We start from the raw sequence: 21,335 nt of genomic DNA on the forward strand, positions 1-21,335 counted from the left end.
TCAAAACAGAGGGCGCAGGGAAAGCCGGATGCTGGTCGCACCCGCAGCCTCGCGTGCAACGAAAAAAGCACACGAGTTAGTCACCACAGGTTTGACCGAAACAATCCGGCTTTCCCTGCACGATGGTTTTACGGTTTCCTTCGCGCTCTCCCCGGCGTCCATGACTTTTTAGTCACCGTCGCCTGCGGATTATCTCGGCGCGTCGAACCCGATAGGGCTGACGTCGCGATCCGCAAACTTAGCACCAGCCCAGGGGTGCCAGGACCACACGACTTCGCCGTCCACTTTGACGCCGCTCGTCAACGGTGCCGCCGCGTCCACCGCATTCCGCGCCGACGTCCGTGACGATCGCGATACGCCCCTCTTGAGGGCGCGGAACGCGCCGATTGAAGCCACTGATTTGCCCGACGAAACAAGCGGATTATTTTTCGCGAGAGGACTGGACGACCCAAATCACGTTGAATCGTCGCATGAATTCGGCTTTTCCGCGCACGCGATTTCAGGTCTCGCCACGGCTTTCGGAGGCGCGGCCGTGCGCAAATCAGTTGATGAGAGCTGCGAGCAGCCGTGCGTTAGGGCGCGCAGTCATAAATCGGGAAGCCACGGATCAGGGCGCGGCGCGAAAACGGACATCGCGGCAAGTCCGAGTAGGGCCACAAGCGGACTCATGCTCTGCAACAATGCCTGGCTCGGATCACGCGCCGGACGGGGCCTCCGCAGACGACAAGACTTTATCTTTCGGCCGCGGCTTATGACCGGTTCGGGTCACTCGCTCCCGGTCGCTCGTCGCCAGGCCGGGCGCGAAGTCCGAAATATCCCCGAAAGCTGACCTGATTCGAACGCCCCCTGCCCGACTTTCAACAGCCGGTTTGTGCCAATAGCAGAAACCGCTGACGCAAGCCGCTCTGAGAAAATCTGCTCATCGAGCAACCCTGGGTTAGACTTTGCTTGATGGATCATCCCGCTCTATCTCGGGCTTTTCATGCAAGACGGCGTTCAACAGCGAATTATGAACCTCTATCTTTCCATTGTAGCTGATGAGTCCAAGTTTGCGGAATTTGTTCATGAAGTAGCTCACGCGGGATCGGGTCGTTCCAATCATCTCAGCCAATGTTTCCTGGCTCATATCCAATAGAATAGGCTGAGGTATGCCTTCCTTTCCGAAATGCGCGAGCAGAAGAAGAAGGCGCGCGAGCCGCTTCTCGCTTGAATTGAAAAGCTGGTCGATCAAGTCCTCTTCAACTCGGCTGTTCCGTGTCAAGAGATACGCCATGAACAGCTCGGAAAATTTCGGCTCGGAACGAAGGGCGGCGATCATCGCTTCTTTGGTGATTGAGGTGATCACACATTCTTCCATCGCCGTCGTGGTCGCGATGCGCAATGGGTGGCCATTCAGGCAGCCCTCGCCGAAGAACTGGCCCGGTTCTAAAATCCCGACGACCGCTTCCTTACCTTGCTCGGATAGGACAGTGAGCTTGACCCTGCCCTTTTGAATGTAAAAAACCGTATCTGCCACGTCTCCTTGTTCGAAGACATGCTGATTCCTTTTGATGTTCAGGATCGTTTTACCCGCCCCTACCCGGGCGAGAAAAGCTTTGGGATCGAACTCGTTTTTGGCTGACGTCCCCACAGGAGCCTCCCTTAGCTCCGATGAACGAGCGCCTCGTATTATAGCGGTCCCAGCGCCGAAATGAAGCAGTCTGCATAGGTAATGAGGGGAATTCGTTAACTTTTCCAAAGTGAGCAAAATTGAACAGCGCCGAGATAGCGGTGGGTTCCAACGTTGGCTCCATCACCGCCCATCACGGCATCTATCGGTGACTGAGAGTGTTGTGCTCCCGCCTGATGTAAGGGGACTGCATCATGGTCAAGAAGAAAACTGTTGAGCAGAAGTGGCACGAGCAATCTGAAGCCGCGAAGCAGGCAGCCGCCAAGCTTCCCCATGGAAAGCTGAAGAGCGAGCTACTCCGGAAGGCCAGCCAGCTAAAGACCGCTTCCCAAATCAATCTGTGGCTATCATCGCCGGGTCTACAGCCGCCCACGTAACGAACAAATCTAGCCGTCCCGGCAACAAATGTAGTCATCCCGGCGTTGGCTGGAATGGCGAGATTTTTCGTTGTTGTCATTGTCGCAGGAACGATTGTCCTTATCGGGGCACTCGTCTTTGTGGCATTCACGTTATAGGCCGCCTCAGGTCTTCCCTTGCAGCTGACACTATCCAACGGCGGCGCGCTGCTCACTTTTGCTCTGTCCTAATTTCAGAGCCCGTTGCCTTGATCTCGATGATGTTCCCGAATGACAAAAACGGTATGCGCGTCAAGCCACTCCTTGTTTCCAGGGAGGCTGCGCAACGAAGCGGCGGTCTGCCGACGTTGATTCCGTTCAGATGATCCTCTCGGCCACGACCGAGCGTACCGGAGCATCTGGCGGCGTAACTGAAGAAGTTGCGAGTTGGTAGTCTGGTCGTCTACAAGCTTAAGCTGAAGTGATGGCATGATGCTTCGCCTGGATCAGGCGGGAGCGCGACACTCTCAGTCACCGGTAGATGCCGGTACGGGGCGGTGATGTAACGAACATGCTCCTGCTAGTTCGGAGTCGCTGGTCAATATCGCTCACTTCCAAAAGATTAATGAATTAGGAGCCGCGCCCAAGGAACCTTCATCGGGCTGACTCTATTTTCTCCCTGTCCAATACCGGACGGGAGGAGACACCATGACGAAAATTCTTCTAGCGACGGTTGCAATTCTCGCATTCGCGGCACCTTCATTCGCGCAGGACAAAACTGACAAAACTATCGGTCAAGCGCCGCCATCAGGTGCTTCCTCGTTCTACCTGGCTCAAGATACCGCGACGATGAAATGTGAAGTTGTCAATGTTCAGCCTGCCGCTGGTGGCAACATGAAGGTTATCGGTACGGCACATCCGACACATGCATCAGCGGAAGCAGCCTTGAAGGCTGACAAAACTTGCAAGTAATGAAGTGACGGCGCGAGTTCAGGGGCGTGGTCTATCGGTCCGACAAAACCACCGACCCGCCCCGCAAACTCGCGTCTTAAGGAGCTTCGCCTGGCTGGAGGACAAGCCGGAGCCGAAAACCACGCGCCAAGTCTGCGCGGGCCAAATTAAAATTACTACGCTGATTTGTGCTCGATCCAGATGGAAAGAAGATCGAGGCGGTCTTACGTCGGCGCTCGCAATTCACCGCGTAGCCAGCCCGCTGTCGTGCGAGATTTCATTGGATCGGCGAACTCGATCACCCGCTGATGAATTTCTTCACAGGCAGGGCATTTGAATGTTCGGATGCCAAAACCAGACGTGCCGGGGGTGATACGTGCCAGCATTGTGGTTCTTTTGCACTTTGGACATGGTGGCTTGTAGAACGTGCTCATGATGCAGTCCCTTGCATCAGGCGGGAGCGCGATACTCTCAGTCACCGGGTAGATGCCCGTGAAGGGCCGGCGATGGCAACCACCTTCCATCCTCACGGCCCGACATACTGACCAATATTGACCACTTCTCGAAGAAATTAACGAAGGTTAATTGGGACTCTTCCGGTCCCGCTGTTCGGCGGACACCGCGAGCTTCAGCCATTCTTCGGCTACCCGGAGCCACGCGTCTTTGTCGAGCTGACTGAATGCCCGGTTAGCATGCGCTCGCGCTTCTTCGGCCTGCTTGCGGAACGTGGCTGCGTCGTCTGCGACCATGACGCTGAGATAATGCACAAAATCGAATTACTCCGAAATTCAATTTAGGACACTGGGCTTAAAAGTCCCGACCTTCGTGAGCACAGGTCCGATGTGCCCCCAAGAGCTGACGCTTCGATGCCTCCCGGCGTCTCTTTGCGGCCAGCTCACTCTCGGTGACGCGCACAGCAGCGGCTTATCGATCGATATTGCGCAAGAGAGGTCGCGAATGAACCGGACTGCTTTGGCGAACTGGCTTTCCGCTGCTTGCGCGTTCGTCGCCGCATTGATGCGGAGGCTCGGCAGTGCCCACTATCTCGCCAACACAGGCTCAGAGGCGGACATCGTCATGGGTCGGCGTGGGCCCATAAACGGACATAATACTCAAGAGCCTTTTCTCGACCTGACTACCTGCCACATCTCTTATGCCCCTCGACAGCGGCACGAAAACGGACATCGCGGCAAGTCCGGTTCGTGCCATTAGCGGAGCCGCGCTCATTCGATCACCTCGTCGCCAAGGGCGAGTACCTTGGCCGGGATGGTCACTCGGGCAGCCCTGCTTGCCGCAATCCTTCTTCATATCGCGCGACGTCCTCAGCACGTCGATAAGGGCCAAGCACGTCTTTGAGATTGGAAAGGCGCAGCGTGGTGTTCAGCTCTCGCAGCCGAGCCACTGCCTTGTGTGCTTGCTCCGGCCGCCCGGCCATGGCGTTGCTTGCGGCGGTGATACGTAGCCCAGGTTGATAGTCCGGATTGTCCTGCAATGCCATTGCCGCCCATGATGCCGCTTCGTCATAGCGGACCAGGAAGAAATGTGCATACGCGGTCCCGGCTCGCATTCCCAACAGCCACGGATCAAGTGGGCTCAGGCGCATGGCACGTGCGAAGCGCTCGATCGCCGTTTCCGGCTCGCCGAGCCAGATTTTTACCCAGCCGCCGAAATTCCATGCCTCGGCCAAGTTGGAATTAAGCACAAGCGCGCGATCGATCAAGCCGGCGCCTACCCCGAGATCCCGAACAACAAACGCTAACGCATTCCCGCCAGCGGCGAGCGCGATCGCGTCATCCTTGCCCAACTCAACCGCCCGTTGGGCGAGCCTCTTCACTTCGGCAATCGCGTTCGCTGTGTCCGAAATCCAGCCATTGATCTTGGCAATGACGTAGCAAAAGGCTGCACGACCGTGGGCGGAGGCAAAATCCGGGTCGAGCTCGATCGCGCTGTTGAACAGGCGCAATGCCTCGTCGTTCGCTTGCCGGTTACCAAACTGATAAAGCCTGGCCAGACCGCGCAAATAGAGGGCATAAGCGTCGAGACTCGCGGTCGGCTTGCGCTTGGCGCGCTCGATCTCGGCTTTTTCCACCGCAGGCGCGATCGCCCCGACAACGCTCTCAGTCACCTGGTCCTGCAGATCGAAGATGTCGCCGAGCCCGCCATCAAACCGATCGGCCCAAAGATGTGCTCCAGTAGCGGTATCGACCAGTTGTCCCGTGATGCGCACTCGGTTTGCCGCCTTGCGAACGCTCCCTTCCAACACGTAGCGTACCCCAAGCTCGCGCCCCACCTGCTTCACGTCGACGGCGCGCCCCTTGTAGGTGAAGCTGGAGTTTCGGGCGATGACAAATAGCGCCTTGAAACGAGACAGCGCCGTGATGATGTCCTCGGCCATTCCATCGGCAAAGTATTCCTGTTCCGGATCGCCGCTCATGTTCTGAAACGGGAGCACGGCGATGGACGGCTTGTCGGGGGGAGGGAGGACATCAGGTTGGCTCATAGCCAGACCCGATTTTACTGCGGAAGGGGCTTGACCAGTCAGCCGTACCCGCCACGCTCGCATCGGCTCAGCTATATTTCTAAGGGACTGCTGTCCCAGATCATCACAGGCGATCTCGACCTTGCCTCGAACCTGCCGATAGGCATCATCGGACATGCAGACCCCCCCCGGTTCGGCGATGCCTTCAAGGCGGGCAGCAATGTTGACGCCGTCGCCGAAGATATCATTATCATTAAAAATAACGTCACCGACATGAATGCCGATGCGAAATTCGATCCTTTGATCCTGCGGCACGGCGGTATTTTGCTCGGCCATGCTGCGCTGGATTTCAACCGCATTGCGCACCGCATCGACTGCGCTGGCAAACTCGACCAGCATTCCGTCGCCCGTAGTCTTGACGATGTGACCGCGATGCGCCGCGACTACGGGGTCGACAAGCGCTTTTCTAATCGACTTTAACTGGGCTAGCGTACCTTCTTCGTTGGCCCCCATCAGCCGACTATATCCCGCGATGTCCGCCGCAAGAATAGCCGCCAGTCGCCGTTCCACGCGCTCTTCGCTCAAGACGCACCTCGGCCGGGAAATCAAATAACTATTTAGCAGAAAAATAAGCCGATGTCCGATTGCCCGATGTCCGAGATGGGTCAGAATCGGCAAGTCTCCGATTGAGGAGAACTATTCCGCTTCGCCCTAGGGCGCGCAGTCATAAATCGTGAAGCCATAGATCAGGGCGTGTTTGATGTCAGCTACGCCCCCGATAGCTGCGCGAAAACGGACATCGCGGCAAGTCCGAGTAGGGCCAAATGCAGACATTCGATAAGCGTATTCGCTAGGCCGTGCGGTCGCACCGCCTGGCAGTCTCATCTGGCCCCTTCCATCAGAACGGATTGACGTAGTTGAGGATCGCGATTTGGCGCAGCAGTACCTTGCGGATGACGTGCGCCGGTTTGACATGGTCGGTAAAGATCGCCGCCGTCCCAGTGCTTCCCGCCGGTAGACGCTTCAACAGATCCTCGTCGTCGAGCCTCACACGTACCACGAAGGGCGCCGACTCGATCGCTTTGGGCGTCACCGCGAGTCCGGAGGTTTGGGGCTGCCCCGTCGAGATCGCCTGGAAAACGGTTTCCACCTTGCCGGTGTGGATCGTGCCGGGCAAGAGCCTGAAGGTTACCTCGACCGGCTGACCCGGCGCGATGTAGCGGGCATCATTCTGCGCGATCTCCACGCCGACTAGGGTCTCGGAGGTGTCAATGAACGCCATGACAGGCGAGAGCGGCAGATTGGCGACGCGCGCGCCCTTGCGGAGCGCGACGTTGGTGACGTAGCCGTCAACCGGCGCGCGCACGACCGTCTTGTCCAGGTTCCATCGCGCGTTGTCCAGCTGCGCCCGGAGCTGATCGGCTTCGGACTGCCGCTGCTGGACGTCGAAGGCGCGGCCCGCGTCCCGCTCAAACAATTGCGTCATTTGCGACAGACGCAGGTCGGCGAGCTTCGACTGCGCCTCGATCGCCTTGACCTGCGCCTCGTAAGGTGTCCGGTCTATCCGAAAGAGCACGTCGCCCGCCTTGAGCGGCGTGTTCGGCTGCACCGGAACTTCGCTCACCTCGCCTGCGACGTCCGGCACAATCGATACTCCGTTCCGGACCACTAAGGCCGGCCCTTGTGGCGCGCCCCATCCCATCGGGATGAACAGGCCCAGACTCAAAAACAACAACACGATGAAGGGCGAAACCTTCCAGAACAGATTGAAAGTAACGATGCCCAGTCGCACCAGTGCGAACAGCAGCACGAGGTAGACGCTCATGATGGCGATCATCATGGCTGTGGCTCCCTGTTATGCGGTGCAGGCACGTCGACATAGGCCCAGATCAGCGCCACCGGCCACAATGCAAAACCGCAAATCAGCGTGACCCATCCGGCCACGGTGACGGCTTGCGCCTGTGGGTGTCCCCGCGTTTTGGCGATGTGTCCCGGCAGCCAGCCGGCGATGCAGAATACCGCGACGACGCTGGCGACCAGGATGATGAGGACAATCCAGGCGAAAATGTCGAGTCCACTCATGTCTGCCTCCTCACATGACCGGCTGCGCCTCCGGAAACTTCCATGTGTCGTTGAGAAGCTCGGCGCGCGGGCGATAGAGCCGCACCATGGCGCTAATAAGAGCGAGTGCTGCGAGCACGGTACTGATCATGGCTCCGCCTCCATTTCCGATCCACTGATCGTCGTGGCGGCAGCGCCGAACTTGTCGCCGTAAATCGAAACAGACGCGCCGCCATATTTGCTGCGACAGCAAGCCCGTCTTTATCCGTTACTGGGCTTCAGCGAGACCGTTCGGCGGCGGCCGACGCAGGAATTCATCGGCCGCAGATTGCAAGTGCGGAGGCGACTTACTTAGCTTCCTTCAGCTTCGCCAGGACTTCGTCCATATTGAAACTGGACGCCTTCTGCCGCGGCGGATATTCCCTGAATGTGGCTAGGAATTGGCCCACGTAATCCTGCGCGGGCACCAAGAGGAACACGTGATCGATGAGCCAGTCGTAATACGTGTTCGATGTGATGTCCGCCCGCTCGTAGGGATCGGTCCGGAGATTGAATATCTTCGGGACTCTCAAATTGGTGAAGGGATTGGCCCAGATCAGCAACTGTCCCGGAGCGCGCTGCTCCAAGAACACGAACTTCCAATTGTCGTACCGCAGGCCGGTCAATTGTTGATCGTCGTTGATGTAGAAAAAAGACTCTCGTGGGCTCTTTTCGGTTTGCCCAGTCAGGGATGGGACGAGGTTGTAACCATCGAGATGGACCTTGTAGGTCATGTCGCCGACTCTGTAGCCCGTGAGCAATTTGTCAGTGACCTGCGTGTCGCCGGCTATCGCCAGAAGCGTAGGCAACATGTCAAGATGGCTGACGATGTCGTTGGACACCTGACCCGGTTTGATTTTTCCCGGCCAACGGAACATGGCTGGCACGCGGTAGGCCCCTTCCCAATTCGAGTTCTTTTCGTTGCGGAATGGCGTCATTGCTCCATCTGGCCAACTGTTCATGTGCGGGCCGTTGTCGGTCCCGTACATGACGAAAGTGTTGTCCGCGATGCCCAGATCATCCAAGGCCTTGAGGATTGTGCCGACACTCTTGTCGTGATCGATCATTGTGTCGTGGTACGGGCTCTGCCAACGCCCCGACTGGCCTATGCTCTCGGGCTTGGTGTGGGTGCGAAAATGCATGTGGGTGAAGTTCACCCAGACAAATACTGGTTTACCGGCCGTCTTCTGCCGCTTCATGAAGTCCACAGCCCGGCTTGCGATGTCGTCGTCGATAGTCACCATTCGCGCTCTGGTGAGCGGACCGGTATCAGTGCATACCTGCTTGCCGACCTTGCCGAAGCGCGGATCGATTGTTGGGTCGTCTTTGTCCGAGGCCTTGCAATCCATCACGCCGCGCGGTCCGTACCGAGCACGGAACTCGGGGCTTTTTGGGTAGTCCGGCAACTCAGGCTCCTCCTCGGCATTCAGATGGTAGAGGTTGCCGTAAAACTCATCGAAGCCATGCACAGTCGGCAGGAACTCATTGCGGTCGCCGAGATGGTTTTTGCCGAATTGCCCAGTCGCATAGCCGAGAGGTTTGAGCAACTCGGCAGTGGTCGGGTCTTCCTTCTGTAACCCGAGCGTGGCACCGGGTAAGCCGACCTTGGTCATGCCGGTGCGCAAGCCAGACTGTCCGGTGATGAATGACGCCCGCCCGGCGGTACAACTTTGCTCGGCGTAGTAGTCGGTGAACATCACGCCCTCACTTGCGAGGCGGTCGATATTGGGCGTCTTAAACCCCATTAGGCCGCGAGAGTAGGCGCTTATGTCAGACTGGCCAACATCATCGCCCCAGATGATAACAATGTTGGGTCTTTGCTGTTGCTGCGCGCCAGCGGGCGCAAGAGATACCGCGGCGAAAACCGAGCCCATCAAAACAGGTAAAAATTTTCTGAGGATCGAGCTATTCATGTCTTCAGCCTCCGTTACCAAGGAGGCCGTTGGGCCCCCAAGCGTTGAACGCGCATGAACCACAAGTTCTTAAGCCTACGCCAGCGCCACCGAAGGTCACAGGCCGGGAATGGGCCAGCATGCCTGTCTGAACGGTGCGCGATGTCCGAAAGGGGTCAAAATCGGCAAGTCTCCGATCGAGGACAACTATTCCGCTTCGCCCTCGAAAGCAGACATAGCGTAGGTGCCGCTTGCGAGCCGCCACACCCCGAGACCTTTGTCGCTCCGGCTGCCCTCGCCTTCCCCGCAGTTCTCGTTCGCCAGTTAAACGGCGCGCTCAAAATTCAGCGCGCGCCAGCCGCCGTGGTTTCGGGATGCCAGGACCACATCACTTGGCCGTCCGCGCGCATCATCGTTCGTCCGCTGATGTACCGCGTTCATCGCATCCGATCCGGCTGGACCGAGGCGGTGAAACCGGAGCCATCGGAGGAAATGCGGCATCCCTCGCGACCATCATTATGACGCTCCCTTCCGCAAGATCTGATATGTTGAATGTTTGATAGTCGAGTGTCAGCTAGGTCACAGATACTGGCCGTTCGACTCCCGATGGTGGAGCAGGCCCAAGCAGCCGCGAGGGTATCGCCATGGCTTATCATCGAACTTCAACGGGTTTCGTTGCTGCAGCACTGCTGGCGTTGCAGGTCCAGGGGGCGCGGGCGGAGACCGCGCCCAAGGTCATCGAGGAAGTCGATTTCACGATCTCCTGTGAGCCGACGTCACAACAAGCATTCAAGCACGCGGCCTGGACTCTGCATTCGTTCTGGTACCCCGAGGCGTTAAAGCAGTTCACCGCGATCGCCGCGTCCGAGCCCGGCTGTGCGATGGCCTATTGGGGCATCGCGATGAGTCACTGGTACCCGCTGTGGTATCCCCCGTCGCCGGCCGCACTCAAAGCCGGCTCCGATGCAATCGCCAAGGCGATGGCGGCCCCGACCCAGACGCCGCGCGAGGCGGATTACATCGCAGCGATCGCCGCCTTCTATCGCGACAATGACAAGCTCGACCATCAGACGCGTGCGGTCGCCTACGAAAAGGCGATGGAGCAGGTGTATGAGCGCTACCCGGACGACCGCGAGGCCGCGGTGTTCTATGCCTTGGCGCTGAACGCCAGTGCGCTCAAGACCGACAAGACCTTTGCCAACCAAGGAAAGGCGGCCGAGATCCTCAACAAGATCTGGAAGGAGGAACCGAACCACCCTGGCGTCGTGCATTACCTGATCCACAGCGACGACTCGCCACAATTCGCCGCAGCGGGGCTGGACGCCGCGATCTGCTATGCCAAGGTCGCGCCCGACGTGCCACACGCGCTGCACATGCCGTCGCACATCTTCACCCGTCTTGGCATGTGGCAGCAATCGATCGACTCGAACCGCGCCGCTCACACCGCCGCCCTCAATTACGTGCACAGGAGCCGGGGGCCGGGGAGCTATGATCAGGAAACCCTCCACACGATGGACTATCTCGAATACGCCTATCTTCAGACCGCGCAGGACGGCCCGGCCAAAGAGGTGGTCGACGAACTTGTCGCCTTTCGCGAGGGTGAGGGTGAGAGCCTGGGCGCGGCTTACGCTGTCGCCGCGATCCCGGCTCGTTATGCGCTCGAGCGCCGCGACTGGCCGGCCGCCGCCGCGCTGAGCGAGCCGGCGATCGGTTTCCCGCTTGAGCGCTTTCCCTGGGCAGGAGCGATGATCGCCTATGCCCGCGCGCTGGGCGATGCGCAGACCGGGAACATCGCCGGCGCCGAGGCGGAGATCGGCCGCCTTCAATCGCTTGAAGACAAGCTGAAGGGCAACAACGCCTATTGGGCCAACCAGGTCGAGGTCCAGCGTTTGGCGGCCGCCGGCATCCTGGCGCACGTCCGAGGCGACGACAAAACGGCCATTGCGTTGGTGCGGGCCGCGGTCGATCTGGACGCCACGATGGACAAGCACCCGGCGACCCCGTCCTCGGTGCTGCCGGCGCGCGAGCTATTGGCCGATCTGTTGCTCGAGCTCAACCAGCCGGCGGCGGCCCTGATCGAGTACCAGAAGATGTTGAGTACCGATCCCAATCGCTTCCGCAGCCTTCTCGGCGAGGCCCGAGCCGCGAAACAGACGGGTGACTCCGTGACCGCTCACGACGCCTACCGCAAGCTTGTGGCGCTAAGCAAACCCGCCGGTCCGGCGCGCCCCGAACTGGCCGAGGCGAGGTCCTATCTAGCGAACTGACCGTCACCCGTGTGGCCGCAAGACGCCGGTCCCAGAGCAGCAACAGTCTTGCTCGATCTCTGCCACAACTCGTGCAGCTTGCTTTAGCTCAGGGCTGGCTCGGCGTTCGACGTCGTCGAATGTCGCCTTTGGGTTGGAATCGGCAAGTAGTGCCTACGCGCCGACCAGCGTCTTCACCGGCACGGTTGCCTGCACGACCAGGCCGCGGGCGCGGGCATCCATCACGCCGACCGCGCGCAGCGAGAGCAGCGTCACGCCCTGTACGACGTCGCGCAGCTTCGCAGGATCGGCCAGATTGTCGGGCGCGAGCGGGCCGACGAGGGCTTCATGCAGCGCGCCGAGCAGCGCAGTCGCGGCCAACTGGGTATCCTGCGCCGGCAGGTGGCCGGCGCGCACGGCGGCATCGATCCTGCTAGCGATCTCGGCCGCGATCTCGCGCCGGCTTGCCAGGCGCGAGGCGGAGACGTCGACATCGACGGGCTCGGCCAGGATGCCCCAGGCGAGCCTCTTCTGCGACAGCACGTGGACGGCAACGGTGGAGATGGCCGCGGCCAGCGCCGATGACGGCCCTGGCGCCGCATCGGCGGCGCGGCGGATCGCGGCAAGCTCGTCGCGCGAGACGTCGTTGATCAGTTCCGAGATCAGGTCGGCCTTGGACGGAAAGTAGCGGTACACGGTGCCGGCGGCGACATTGGCGCGGACCGCGACCGGCGCGATCTGCACCGCGGCCATGCCGGCCTCGATCGCCGCATCGCGCGCGGCCGAAAGGATGGCGCTGCGCCGCGCGGCCAGCCGCTTCACCACCTGATGGGTTCGCCGATAAACCATGGCGCGTTTCCTCAAATCCCCCGCATTCGGCTCAGCCGAGGACTCGGTCGAACGCGGCGCCGTTTTCTGTTGGGCGATTCACGCAAATCGCCTTCCAAGAACTGAACAACTATTCAGGCTGGATGACAAGCAGCAAATGGGATTAGTCCGAAAGCGCCGCCGCGCCAGGGCATGCCGACGCCGATGCTTAACAAAGCAAGGTTCAAGCAATCTTGGGTTTAACCGCGCAAGGCGCCGACTTACAGTCGTTGCTTCACGATCATGCACCCCCGCACGGGGCGTGCCGGGAGGAGCCCCAATGACAAGAAACTGGACGAGACGCTCGCTCCTCGCGGGCGCGGCGGCGCTTGGACCGGCCCTGATCGTGCGACAGGGGCGGGCCGCCGAATACGATTTCGCGCAGTATCACAACCAGGCCGCCTCGGGCACGCTGCACAAGAATCTCACCGCGATGTGGGCGGCGATTTCGGCCGAGACCAACGGGCGGGTCCAGGCCACCGTCTACGCCGAAAACAACAAGCTGCCGGGCGGCGATCCCGACGCGCTGAAGAAGCTGATTTCGGGCGAAATCCAGTTCTTCACACTGATGGGCGGCATCATCGGCACGGTGGTGCCGGTGGCCGAAGCGCAGCAACTGCCGTTCGCCTTCAAGAGCGCCGCCGAAGCGCACACCGTGATCGACGGCGCGCTCGGCCGCTATATCGGCGAGGAGATGGCGGCCAAGGGCATGTACCTGTTTCCGATCGCGGGCTTCGACAACGGCATGCGCCAGGTTGCGGCCGTCACGCGGCCGGTGGCGCAGCCGTCCGATTTCGCAGGCATGAAGATCCGCGTGCCGCCGGGCCAGATGATGATCGACACCTTCAGCGCGTTCGGCGCGCAGCCGGTGACGACCAGCGCCAACCAGATCTACGACGCGCTCAAGAGCGGCAAGGTCGAAGCGCAGGAAAATCCGCTGGCGATCCTCGAAGGCTTCAAGCTCTACGAGCTCGTCAAGTATGTCAGCCTCACCAACCACATGTGGTCCGGCTTCAACGAGATGGCGCATCTGGCGACCTGGAAGGCGCTGCCCGACGACATCAAGGCCACCATCGAGCGCAACGTCACCAAATACGTCCGCCTGCAGCGCCAGGACCAGGCGGCGCTGAACGCGTCGCTGCGGGATGATTTTGCAAGACGCGGCCTGTTGTTCAACGAGGTCGACCAGACCGCCTTCCGCGCCCGCCTTCCTTCCGTCTATGCGACCTGGAAGGAGAAGCTCGGCGCCAAATGCTGGTCGCTGCTCGAGGCCGAGGTCGGCAAGCTCGGCTGATCCGCCGCAGCGCCTCACCGTGCGGGCGCAACGCGCGCGCATGGTGAATCCCGGCTTAATATCCGTGCTGCAAATTGAACCGCCAGCGCGCAATCGCGAGCTGCGCGGTTTACCCGAATTTATAGGGAGCCATGCTCAAGTGCGGCGAGCCATCGGCGCGCTGCGCGCCGTTTTCGCCCGCCCGATCGGGCCAAGACCCAAAGACAAGCCGAGAGCCGATGTCCCTTTCCATTACCCACAACCTCGCCGTCCGCGCCGCGCCGCGCGGCCTGATCGCGTTCTGCGCCGGCGCCGGCGCCTATCTGTTCTATCTGTCGATCGGCGAGATCCTGCTGCGGGACTCCGACACCTACTGGCAGACCAGGGTCGGGCAATGGATCCTCGAGCATGGCGCGATGCCCTACACGGACGTCTTTTCGTTCACGCGAGCCGGCGAGCCGTGGATCTCGAGCTCCTGGCTTGCGCAGGTGCTGTACGCGCTGGTGCATCAGGGACCAGACTGGGCCGGAGCCGTCGTCCTGACGTCGCTGGCGATCGGCGCGACCGCCGCGGTCTTCCTGCACTGCCTGGAGCCCTACTTCGATTCCGCGCGCGCGATCCTGATCGCGACGGCGGCGCTGCTGCTGTCGACCACGCACTTCCTGGCGCGGCCACACATGCTGGCGCTGCCCGTGATGCTCGCTTTCATCGGCGGGCTTATGGCGGCCGCCGACCGCAGCAAAGCGCCGTCATGGTGGCTGCTGCCGTTGATGGCGCTGTGGGCCAATCTGCATGGCGGCTTCGTGCTCGGACTGGCACTGATCGGACCGATCGGGCTTGAGGCGCTGTGGAGCGCCGAGCCGACGCGACGCCTTGCGCTTGCCGTGCGATGGGCGCTGTTCGGGCTGGCGGCGCTTGCGGCAAGCTGCTGCACGCCCTACGGACCCGAGACGCTGCTCGGCGCCGCGAAGATCCTCAACCTCGGCAAGCTGCTGTCGCTGATCTGGGAATGGCGGCCGGCCGATTTCAGCACGTTCAGCTTCTTCGAAGCCGCCCTGCTCGGCCTGATCGGGCTCACCTTCTATCGCGGGCTGACGCTGTCGGTGCCGCGCATCCTGCTGCTGCTCGGCCTGATCTGGATGGCGCTGACGCATGTGCGCAACATCGAGGTGTTCGCCTTCGTCGCGCCGCTCGTGCTGGCGAAGCCGATCGCCGAACAATGGGGCGGCGGCAAACAGGTCCGCGAGACCGAGGCGAAATCCTGGTCCTTCGTCACCGTCGTCGCGGCGCTGACGATCAGTGCGGCCGCATGGGCGACGACCGCGTCGTTCACGGCGCATCATCCCTTCGAATTCCTGCCGCAGCAGACCCCGGTCGCCGCGGTCGATCTGCTGCGCGAGCGCGGCGCCAAACGGATCTTCAGCACCGCACCGTTCGGCGGCTACCTGATCGCGCGCGACATGAAGGCCTTCATCGACGGCCGCGCCGAGCTCTACGGCGAAAAATTCGTGCTGGACTATTTCGACGCGGTCGAGGCCAGCAAGGTCGGGACCCTGCTGCATCTGCTCGAGGAATACCGGATCGACGCCACGCTGCTGAACGCCACCTCGCCGGCAGCGCAGGTGCTGGATCACACCGAAGGCTGGAAGCGGCTGTACAAGGACGACATCGCCGTGATCCATGTCCGCGACAACGGCCCGCGGGCCGATTCGTCCGCGCCCGCCGCGCCGCGCAACTGAGCGCGGCCGCGATGGCTGCTCGCACCGAAGCCATCGCGTTCTAGCGCTTCTCCTTGCGGATCACGAATTTCAGTCCGGACCAGACGTCATCGACCGCACATACCTTGACGTCGACCAGGCCGAGCGGCAGCGCGGTGTCGCGCACGACGACGTCGGAAAGATCGGTCGCAACGCCGCTCGCCTTTTTCGGCCACGACACCCACACCATGCCGTCGGGCACGATCGCGTCGCGGCAGGCGATGAGCCGCGCGCCGAGTCCGGCCGCGTCACGCGCGAACAGATGCACCATGTCGAGCGGCGCCTTCAGACGCGTGACGATCTTTACGTCATCAGGCAATTCGCCGACCACATCGCGATAGGCCTTGGGCGCATGGTCTACAAAAATGCGAAAGCCCGGCTTGATGCCGAGCTTTTGCGTGAGTGATTTGCCGGAATAGCCGGCCATCGTCAGAGCATGATCCGGAAAAGTGGAAACCGGTTTTCCGAAAAGATCATGCTCAAACCAAGATCCAGCGCTTACGCCTGCGGCTGCGGCTCCAGGCCCGGGTCCGGATCGGGACGCGGGCGCGGCTTGCCGGCCGGCGGCACCGCCGAGGTGCGCGGCGCGCTCGGCTCCAGGACCGACTCGCGGTTGGGCTTCTTGCCCTTCAACAGGTCGGCGATCTCGTCGCCGGTCAGCGTCTCGAATTCGAGCAGGCCCTTGGCGAGCGTCTCGAGGTCGGCGCGCTTCTCGGTGAGGATGCGGGTCGCCTCCTTGTAGCCTTCCTCGACCAGACGCTTGATCTCGGAGTCGATCTTCTGGACGGTCGCCTCCGAGGCGTTCTGGGTGCGCGACACCGACATGCCGAGGAACACCTCGTCCTGGTTCTCGCCATAGGAGACGGTGCCGAGCTCCTCCGACAGGCCCCAACGCGTCACCATCATGCGCGCCAGACGCGTCGCCTGCTCGATGTCGGAAGCAGCACCTGAGGTGACCTTCTCGCGGCCGAACACCAGTTCTTCGGCGACACGCCCGCCCATCATGATGGCGAGCCGCGAGGTCATCTGCTCCAGCGACATCGATAGCTTGTCGCGTTCGGGGAGCTGCATGACCATGCCGAGCGCGCGGCCGCGCGGAATGATGGTCGCCTTGTGGATCGGATCGGTGGCGACGACGTTGAGGCCGACGATGGCGTGGCCGCCCTCGTGATAGGCGGTGAGCAGCTTCTCTTCCTCGGTCATGACCAGCGACTTGCGCTCGGCGCCCATCATGACCTTGTCCTTGGCTTCCTCGAACTCGGCCTGCGTCACCATGCGCTTGTTGCGACGCGCGGCGGTCAGCGCAGCCTCGTTGACGAGGTTCATCAGGTCGGCGCCGGAGAAGCCGGGCGTGCCGCGCGCGATGGTCTTGAGATTGATATCGGGCGCGAGCGGCACCTTGCGGACGTGGACCTTGAGGATCTGCTCGCGGCCGACGACGTCGGGATTCGGCACCACCACCTGGCGGTCGAAACGGCCGGGCCGCAGCAGCGCCGGATCGAGCACGTCGGGGCGGTTGGTGGCGGCAATCAGGATCACGCCCTCATTGGCCTCGAAGCCGTCCATCTCGACCAGCAACTGGTTCAGCGTCTGCTCGCGCTCGTCATTGCCGCCGCCGAGGCCGGCGCCGCGATGACGGCCGACCGCGTCGATTTCGTCGATGAAGATGATGCAGGGCGCGTTCTTCTTCGCCTGCTCGAACATGTCGCGCACGCGGCTCGCACCGACGCCGACGAACATCTCGACGAAGTCGGAGCCGGAAATGGTGAAGAACGGCACGTTGGCCTCGCCCGCGACCGCGCGCGCGATCAGGGTCTTGCCGGTGCCGGGAGGGCCGACCAGGAGCACGCCGCGCGGAATGCGGCCGCCGAGGCGCTGGAACTTGCCGGGGTCGCGCAGGAATTCGACGATCTCCTGCAGGTCCTGCTTGGCCTCGTCGACGCCCGCGACGTCCTCGAAGGTGACGCGGCCATGCGCTTCGGTCAGCATCTTGGCGCGCGACTTGCCAAAGCCCATCGCCTTGCCGGCGCCGCCCTGCATCTGCCGCGACAGGAAGATCCACACGCCGATCAGTGCGATGAACGGCAGCCAGGACACCAGCAGCGACACGAACCACGGCACGTTGTCGCCCGGCGGCTTCGCCGTGATCTGCACCTTGCCGTCATACAGGCGCTTCACCAGCGTCGGGTCGCTCGGCGCATAGGTCTGGAAGGAGGAGCCGTTGGTGAAGGTGCCGTGAATCTCCGGACCCTGGATCACGACGTCGCGCACATGGCCCTGATCGACCTCGGAAAGAAGCTGCGAGAACGAGATGTCCTGCGAGGAGGTGCGCTGGCCAGGATTCTGGAAAAGCGTGAACAATGCCAACAACAGCAGGACAATAATGACCCAGAGGGCGAAATTGCGCAGATTGGCGTTCATTGATCTTCCTTCGTGGTCGCGCGGATCGCGGCCGTCTTGTCCTCTTGGACGAATGCCTGGGTGACCACGAGAGAATCCCCCCGCTCGACCAAATTACAATTTAGGTGCCGCGCGCCCTGCTGCCAAGAGAACGATATCCGACTATTTAGCCCAGTTTAGCGCAATTCCGGCTCAAATAATGGCACTGAAAACCCGTGTTTTCCGGGTGGTTAAGGCCGTTTCGCAGCAGCTAGCGTCGCGGGCGGCGAACTGGCGCAGGCAAGATGCGAACCCGTCCCCGCGCATGGCTGACCACGGCCCCGGCCAGGGTCTGTTTCAGGCCCGCTCCAGCCGACACCGCCTGGTCGAGCGCCGCCAGAAGCGCCTCGACCTTGCCGAGTTCCGCCGGCCCTTCGTGGCCGGAGCGGTCGATCGCGCGCTTGAGCAGCCGCAGGCGGATCTCCTCGGGCAAGCCCGCGAAGGCGGCCGCATCGAAGCCGGGACCAGCCACGGCGCAGTCCTTCAGCGCCAGGTAGCGCTCGGCCCCGTCGGCGAGGATCTCGATCGCCGCATTGGCCCGCGCCAGCCGGCTCGCGAGCCGCGACAGGCTCCGCGCATCACCGCCCTCGGCGGCGAGCGCCGGCAGCAACGCGCGCAGCCGCGGCCGGGTGAAGGCGGTGTCGCGGTTGGTGGGATCGTTGGCAAAACCGATGCCGGCCCGCGACAACGTCGCGACGAGCCGCGACTTCGGCACGTCGAGCAGGGGCCGGGCCAGCAGAAAGCCCTCGCGCTCGCTCTGTTGCGCCATCGCGGCGAGCCCGGCAATGCCGCTGCCGCGCAACAGCCGCATCAGGAGCGTCTCGGCCTGGTCGTCGCGGGTATGGGCGGTCACGACATGGCTGGCGCCGGCGCGCCGTGCGGCCTGTGCCAGCAGCCGATAGCGCGCCTCGCGCGCCGCCGCCGGCACCCCTCGCCTCGGCTTGGCCCCGCGCCAGCGCAGGGTGCGGTGCTCGAGATCGAGCGCGCGGGCGAGCCGCTTGACCTCGCGCGCCTCGCGCGCGGCTTCCGGCCGCAGTCCGTGGTCGATCGTGACCGCGACGAGCCGCGGCCCGCGGACCAGCCCCTTGCGCCAGCGTGCCGCGAGCCACATCAGCGCCACCGAGTCCGGGCCGCCCGACACCGCGAGCACAAGCGCGGGCGCGCGCCTGAAATCCGCAAACAGGTGCCGCGCCTCCTGCGCCGGGATCGGGGAATTGTCGTCGTCACGCATGGCGGTTCGGGCTCAAAAGCACGACAAGCCTAGCGCGGAACGAGAAAAATCGAAAAGCGGCTGGCCGGCGCACCGGCCCGGCCGCCTCAGCACTTGTCCTTCTTCTGCTCGCGGTCGACGGCGGCTTTGACGCCTGCGGAAGCGCGCGGATATTTCCGCATCACCTCGCCGAACGCGGCGCAGGCCGCTTCCTTCTCCTTGAGCGCGGCGAGCGACTGGCCGAGCCGCAAAAGCGCATCCGGCGCCTTGGCCGACTTGTCGTATTTGGTCGTGACCGCCAGGAAGGCCTCTGCCGCGTCGCGATATTGCTGACGCTGGAACAGGCTTTCGCCGAGCCAGTATTGCGAATCCGCGACCAGCGGATCGCTTGGATATTTCTGCGCGAAATTGCGCATGGTCTGTTCGGCGAGCGCATAATCCTTGCGCTGGACGTAGCCGATGCCGAGGTCGAACTCGTCGCGCGGCGAGTTGGAGGGCGGCAAGGTGGCTAGTCCGCCGGCTGCGTTGGGGTTGCCGGCAGGTGGCGGCCCGCCTTGCGGATAGCGCGGCGCGGTGTTGGCGAGATCGAGCGGCTCCCCTGCCCCGCGTCCGCCGGGTGCCCCGACCTGGGGCTGCGCCGACATCGGGAGCTGTCCGCCGCCGAGCGCCTGCGGCGCGCCGGGCGCGCTCGGGTTCTGGCTGGGATCGAACGCATCGCCGCGCCGCCTGACGCCGCCCTGCGCCGACGACGCTGACGGTTCTTGGACGATCGGCGCTGGCGAAGCGATCTGCTGCTGCGGGTAGGCGGGCTGCTGGCCATACCCTTGTTGCGGCTGACCATAACCTTGCTGCGGTTGTCCGTAGCCCTGTTGCGGCTGGCCGTAGCCCGGCTGCGCCGGCTGGCCGTAACCGGCCCCCTGCTGGACCGGCGGCTGGCCATAGCCAGGCGCGGCCGCGACGCCGGGCTGTCCGGCCGGCCGCGGCGCACCGGGCGCGGCCTGCGCGCCGTCGCCGAGCTGGCGCAACCGCTCCTCGAGCTGGCGGTTGCGGTACTGCAGCTCCTCGTTCTGGCCGGTCAGCTTGCGCAGCTGCTCTTCCAGCCGCTGGACGCGCATTTCGGCGTCGGAGTCGTCCGCCTGCGCAAAGGCGTTCGACATGAAGGCGGCCTGCGATGTGACTGCAAGCGCCGCGGCAATCGCCACGGCACGGCTAACCCTATGAAATGAGGATGACATTTTGTCCTGACGACGAGTTGTCCTGACCCGGAGATCGGCGCGACAAGCGCCGCAGATTGCGGAAGGGGTACGCCAAAAATGTGACTAGAACCCACCTTCCGAAGTTCGCATACGCAGCCGCACCCCCTAGACGAACTTCGGAAACCAAAGGGTAGCAGCAACTTTATGATTCCGGTGTCGTTTTTCGATTTGAAGTTCCTGACGGAATTCACCGCATACGATACAGGAACTTGAAATCGACGGCACCAGAAACAAACACGGCCTTTGACGTGCTGATCAAATGACTCGCCGATCAAATGACCCGCCGATCAAAACAAACCGGCGCCCGAAGGCGCCGGAAACCGAAGGTCAAATCGAGCGGCCTGCGCGTCAGGAACTGGCGTTCAGCACGGTGACGGCGCGGCGGTTCTGCGACCAGCAGGAAATGTCGTTGCAGACCGCGACCGGGCGCTCCTTGCCATAGGAGATGGTGCGCATGCGGTTCGGATCGATACCGCGCGACGCCAGGAAGCTGCGCACCGACTGGGCACGGCGGGCGCCGAGCGCGATGTTGTATTCGCGGGTGCCGCGTTCGTCGGCATGGCCCTCGATGGTGAAGGTGTAGCGCGGATAGGTCTGGAGCCACTGCGCCTGCTTGTCCAGGGTCGCGATCGCCTGCGGGGTCAGATCGGTCTGGTCGCTCTCGAAGAACACGCGGTCGCCGACATTGACCACGAAATCCTGCTGGCTGCCCGGGGTCGCAGCGCTCGCCATGGCGTCGGCACCGAGATTCTTGTTGGCGCAGGCGCCCATCGACAGGGCCACTGCCAGCACCGCAGCCAGCTTCAACCCCTGGAGGATACGCATCTGGTATTTCATTCCGGAGCCTCCAACGCTCACGTT

18 protein-coding genes are annotated in these 21,335 nt (G+C 62.4%); 6 read left to right on the top strand and 12 right to left on the bottom strand.

All coding sequences use genetic code 11. The features are described from left to right. Nucleotides 1–28: 28 nt before the first annotated feature. Complete coding sequence (locus QOU61_RS33325) at nt 29–172, top strand: hypothetical protein (protein WP_289655413.1); 144 nt, start codon at nt 29–31, stop codon at nt 170–172. Nucleotides 173–937: 765 nt separating this feature from the next. On the opposite strand, the gene QOU61_RS33330 is transcribed toward QOU61_RS33325, so the two are convergent. Next, entirely contained in the window at nt 938–1,630 is a 693-nt protein-coding gene (locus tag QOU61_RS33330) for a Crp/Fnr family transcriptional regulator (protein ID WP_289655414.1), read from the bottom strand. 233 nt (nt 1,631–1,863) lie between these two features. On the opposite strand from QOU61_RS33330, the gene QOU61_RS33335 reads away from it, so the two are divergent. Both QOU61_RS33335 and QOU61_RS33340 read left to right on the top strand, forming a co-directional pair. Further along, entirely contained in the window at nt 1,864–2,046 is a 183-nt protein-coding gene (locus QOU61_RS33335; RefSeq protein ID WP_289655415.1) for a hypothetical protein, read from the top strand. Between the two features lie 666 nt (nt 2,047–2,712). Then, entirely contained in the window at nt 2,713–2,976 is a 264-nt protein-coding gene (locus tag QOU61_RS33340) for a hypothetical protein (RefSeq protein ID WP_289655416.1), read from the top strand. Nucleotides 2,977–3,179: 203 nt separating this feature from the next. On the opposite strand, the gene QOU61_RS33345 is transcribed toward QOU61_RS33340, so the two are convergent. From QOU61_RS33345 to QOU61_RS33365, 5 genes are all read right to left on the bottom strand, one after another. Next, on the bottom strand, nt 3,180–3,341 hold the full coding sequence (locus tag QOU61_RS33345) for a response regulator (protein ID WP_289655417.1): 162 nt from the start codon (nt 3,339–3,341) through the stop codon (nt 3,180–3,182). A gap of 884 nt (nt 3,342–4,225) precedes the next feature. After that, entirely contained in the window at nt 4,226–5,947 is a 1,722-nt protein-coding gene (locus QOU61_RS33350) for an adenylate/guanylate cyclase domain-containing protein (protein WP_289662018.1), read from the bottom strand. Nucleotides 5,948–6,332: 385 nt separating this feature from the next. After that, nucleotides 6,333–7,274: an HlyD family secretion protein gene (locus tag QOU61_RS33355; protein ID WP_289655418.1), complete on the bottom strand. Its 942-nt coding sequence runs from the start codon at nt 7,272–7,274 to the stop codon at nt 6,333–6,335. Beyond that, nucleotides 7,271–7,516 (bottom strand): DUF3302 domain-containing protein, encoded by a 246-nt coding sequence (locus tag QOU61_RS33360; RefSeq protein ID WP_289655419.1) that lies wholly within the window; start codon nt 7,514–7,516, stop codon nt 7,271–7,273. The genes QOU61_RS33355 and QOU61_RS33360 overlap by 4 nt, the downstream gene beginning before the upstream one ends. Nucleotides 7,517–7,842: 326 nt before the next feature. Then, nucleotides 7,843–9,408 carry an arylsulfatase gene (locus QOU61_RS33365; RefSeq protein ID WP_289662020.1) on the bottom strand — a complete coding sequence of 522 codons (1,566 nt, stop codon included), beginning with the start codon at nt 9,406–9,408 and terminating at the stop codon, nt 7,843–7,845. A gap of 662 nt (nt 9,409–10,070) precedes the next feature. Between QOU61_RS33365 and QOU61_RS33370 the strand changes: the two genes are divergently transcribed. Beyond that, the gene (locus tag QOU61_RS33370) at nt 10,071–11,693 is read left to right on the top strand and encodes a hypothetical protein (RefSeq protein WP_289655420.1); all 1,623 of its coding nucleotides are present in this window, start codon (nt 10,071–10,073) and stop codon (nt 11,691–11,693) included. A gap of 153 nt (nt 11,694–11,846) precedes the next feature. Here QOU61_RS33370 and QOU61_RS33375 read toward each other — a convergent pair whose 3' ends face one another. Continuing rightward, a complete protein-coding gene (locus QOU61_RS33375; protein ID WP_289655421.1) occupies nt 11,847–12,521 on the bottom strand; it encodes a TetR/AcrR family transcriptional regulator in 675 nt (224 codons plus the stop codon). A gap of 298 nt (nt 12,522–12,819) precedes the next feature. Between QOU61_RS33375 and QOU61_RS33380 the strand changes: the two genes are divergently transcribed. Together QOU61_RS33380 and QOU61_RS33385 are read left to right on the top strand one after the other, a co-directional pair. After that, nucleotides 12,820–13,833 carry a TRAP transporter substrate-binding protein gene (locus QOU61_RS33380; RefSeq protein WP_289655422.1) on the top strand — a complete coding sequence of 338 codons (1,014 nt, stop codon included), beginning with the start codon at nt 12,820–12,822 and terminating at the stop codon, nt 13,831–13,833. A 218-nt stretch (nt 13,834–14,051) separates the two neighbouring features. Further along, on the top strand, nt 14,052–15,551 hold the full coding sequence (locus QOU61_RS33385) for a hypothetical protein (RefSeq protein WP_289655423.1): 1,500 nt from the start codon (nt 14,052–14,054) through the stop codon (nt 15,549–15,551). A gap of 40 nt (nt 15,552–15,591) precedes the next feature. On the opposite strand, the gene QOU61_RS33390 is transcribed toward QOU61_RS33385, so the two are convergent. The 5 genes from QOU61_RS33390 to pal all read right to left on the bottom strand — a co-directional run bounded on the left by QOU61_RS33390 (nt 15,592) and on the right by pal (nt 21,311). After that, on the bottom strand, nt 15,592–15,996 hold the full coding sequence (locus tag QOU61_RS33390) for a DUF3052 domain-containing protein (RefSeq protein ID WP_289655424.1): 405 nt from the start codon (nt 15,994–15,996) through the stop codon (nt 15,592–15,594). Between the two features lie 71 nt (nt 15,997–16,067). Further along, a complete protein-coding gene (gene ftsH / locus QOU61_RS33395; protein ID WP_289655425.1) occupies nt 16,068–17,990 on the bottom strand; it encodes an ATP-dependent zinc metalloprotease FtsH in 1,923 nt (640 codons plus the stop codon). 229 nt (nt 17,991–18,219) lie between these two features. Next, on the bottom strand, nt 18,220–19,239 hold the full coding sequence (tilS, locus tag QOU61_RS33400) for a tRNA lysidine(34) synthetase TilS (RefSeq protein ID WP_289655426.1): 1,020 nt from the start codon (nt 19,237–19,239) through the stop codon (nt 18,220–18,222). A gap of 86 nt (nt 19,240–19,325) precedes the next feature. Further along, the gene (gene ybgF / locus QOU61_RS33405) at nt 19,326–20,453 is read right to left on the bottom strand and encodes a tol-pal system protein YbgF (protein WP_289655427.1); all 1,128 of its coding nucleotides are present in this window, start codon (nt 20,451–20,453) and stop codon (nt 19,326–19,328) included. 369 nt (nt 20,454–20,822) lie between these two features. Beyond that, nucleotides 20,823–21,311 (bottom strand): peptidoglycan-associated lipoprotein Pal, encoded by a 489-nt coding sequence (gene pal / locus QOU61_RS33410; protein WP_289655428.1) that lies wholly within the window; start codon nt 21,309–21,311, stop codon nt 20,823–20,825. Nucleotides 21,312–21,335: the final 24 nt, after the last annotated feature.

It is taken from the genome of Bradyrhizobium sp. NP1, assembly GCF_030378205.1.
In the GTDB taxonomy this organism is placed as follows: domain Bacteria; phylum Pseudomonadota; class Alphaproteobacteria; order Rhizobiales; family Xanthobacteraceae; genus Bradyrhizobium.

Bases quoted from the DNA above. Each gene is read 5' to 3' on its own strand.
- QOU61_RS33375 (WP_289655421.1), bottom strand. From the start codon at position 12,521: ATGGTTTATCGGCGAACCCATCAGGTGGTGAAGCGGCTGGCCGCGCGG.
- QOU61_RS33365 (WP_289662020.1), bottom strand. From the start codon at position 9,408: ATGGGCTCGGTTTTCGCCGCGGTATCTCTTGCGCCCGCTGGCGCGCAG.
- QOU61_RS33360 (WP_289655419.1), bottom strand. From the start codon at position 7,516: ATGAGTGGACTCGACATTTTCGCCTGGATTGTCCTCATCATCCTGGTC.
- ybgF (WP_289655427.1), bottom strand. From the start codon at position 20,453: ATGTCATCCTCATTTCATAGGGTTAGCCGTGCCGTGGCGATTGCCGCG.
- QOU61_RS33385 (WP_289655423.1), top strand. From the start codon at position 14,052: ATGTCCCTTTCCATTACCCACAACCTCGCCGTCCGCGCCGCGCCGCGC.
- QOU61_RS33335 (WP_289655415.1), top strand. From the start codon at position 1,864: ATGGTCAAGAAGAAAACTGTTGAGCAGAAGTGGCACGAGCAATCTGAA.
- QOU61_RS33370 (WP_289655420.1), top strand. From the start codon at position 10,071: ATGGCTTATCATCGAACTTCAACGGGTTTCGTTGCTGCAGCACTGCTG.
- QOU61_RS33350 (WP_289662018.1), bottom strand. From the start codon at position 5,947: ATGGGGGCCAACGAAGAAGGTACGCTAGCCCAGTTAAAGTCGATTAGA.
- QOU61_RS33340 (WP_289655416.1), top strand. From the start codon at position 2,713: ATGACGAAAATTCTTCTAGCGACGGTTGCAATTCTCGCATTCGCGGCA.
- QOU61_RS33325 (WP_289655413.1), top strand. From the start codon at position 29: ATGCTGGTCGCACCCGCAGCCTCGCGTGCAACGAAAAAAGCACACGAG.
- ftsH (WP_289655425.1), bottom strand. From the start codon at position 17,990: ATGAACGCCAATCTGCGCAATTTCGCCCTCTGGGTCATTATTGTCCTG.
- QOU61_RS33345 (WP_289655417.1), bottom strand. From the start codon at position 3,341: ATGCTGGCACGTATCACCCCCGGCACGTCTGGTTTTGGCATCCGAACA.
- pal (WP_289655428.1), bottom strand. From the start codon at position 21,311: ATGAAATACCAGATGCGTATCCTCCAGGGGTTGAAGCTGGCTGCGGTG.
- tilS (WP_289655426.1), bottom strand. From the start codon at position 19,239: ATGCGTGACGACGACAATTCCCCGATCCCGGCGCAGGAGGCGCGGCAC.
- QOU61_RS33355 (WP_289655418.1), bottom strand. From the start codon at position 7,274: ATGATGATCGCCATCATGAGCGTCTACCTCGTGCTGCTGTTCGCACTG.
- QOU61_RS33390 (WP_289655424.1), bottom strand. From the start codon at position 15,996: ATGGCCGGCTATTCCGGCAAATCACTCACGCAAAAGCTCGGCATCAAG.
- QOU61_RS33380 (WP_289655422.1), top strand. From the start codon at position 12,820: ATGACAAGAAACTGGACGAGACGCTCGCTCCTCGCGGGCGCGGCGGCG.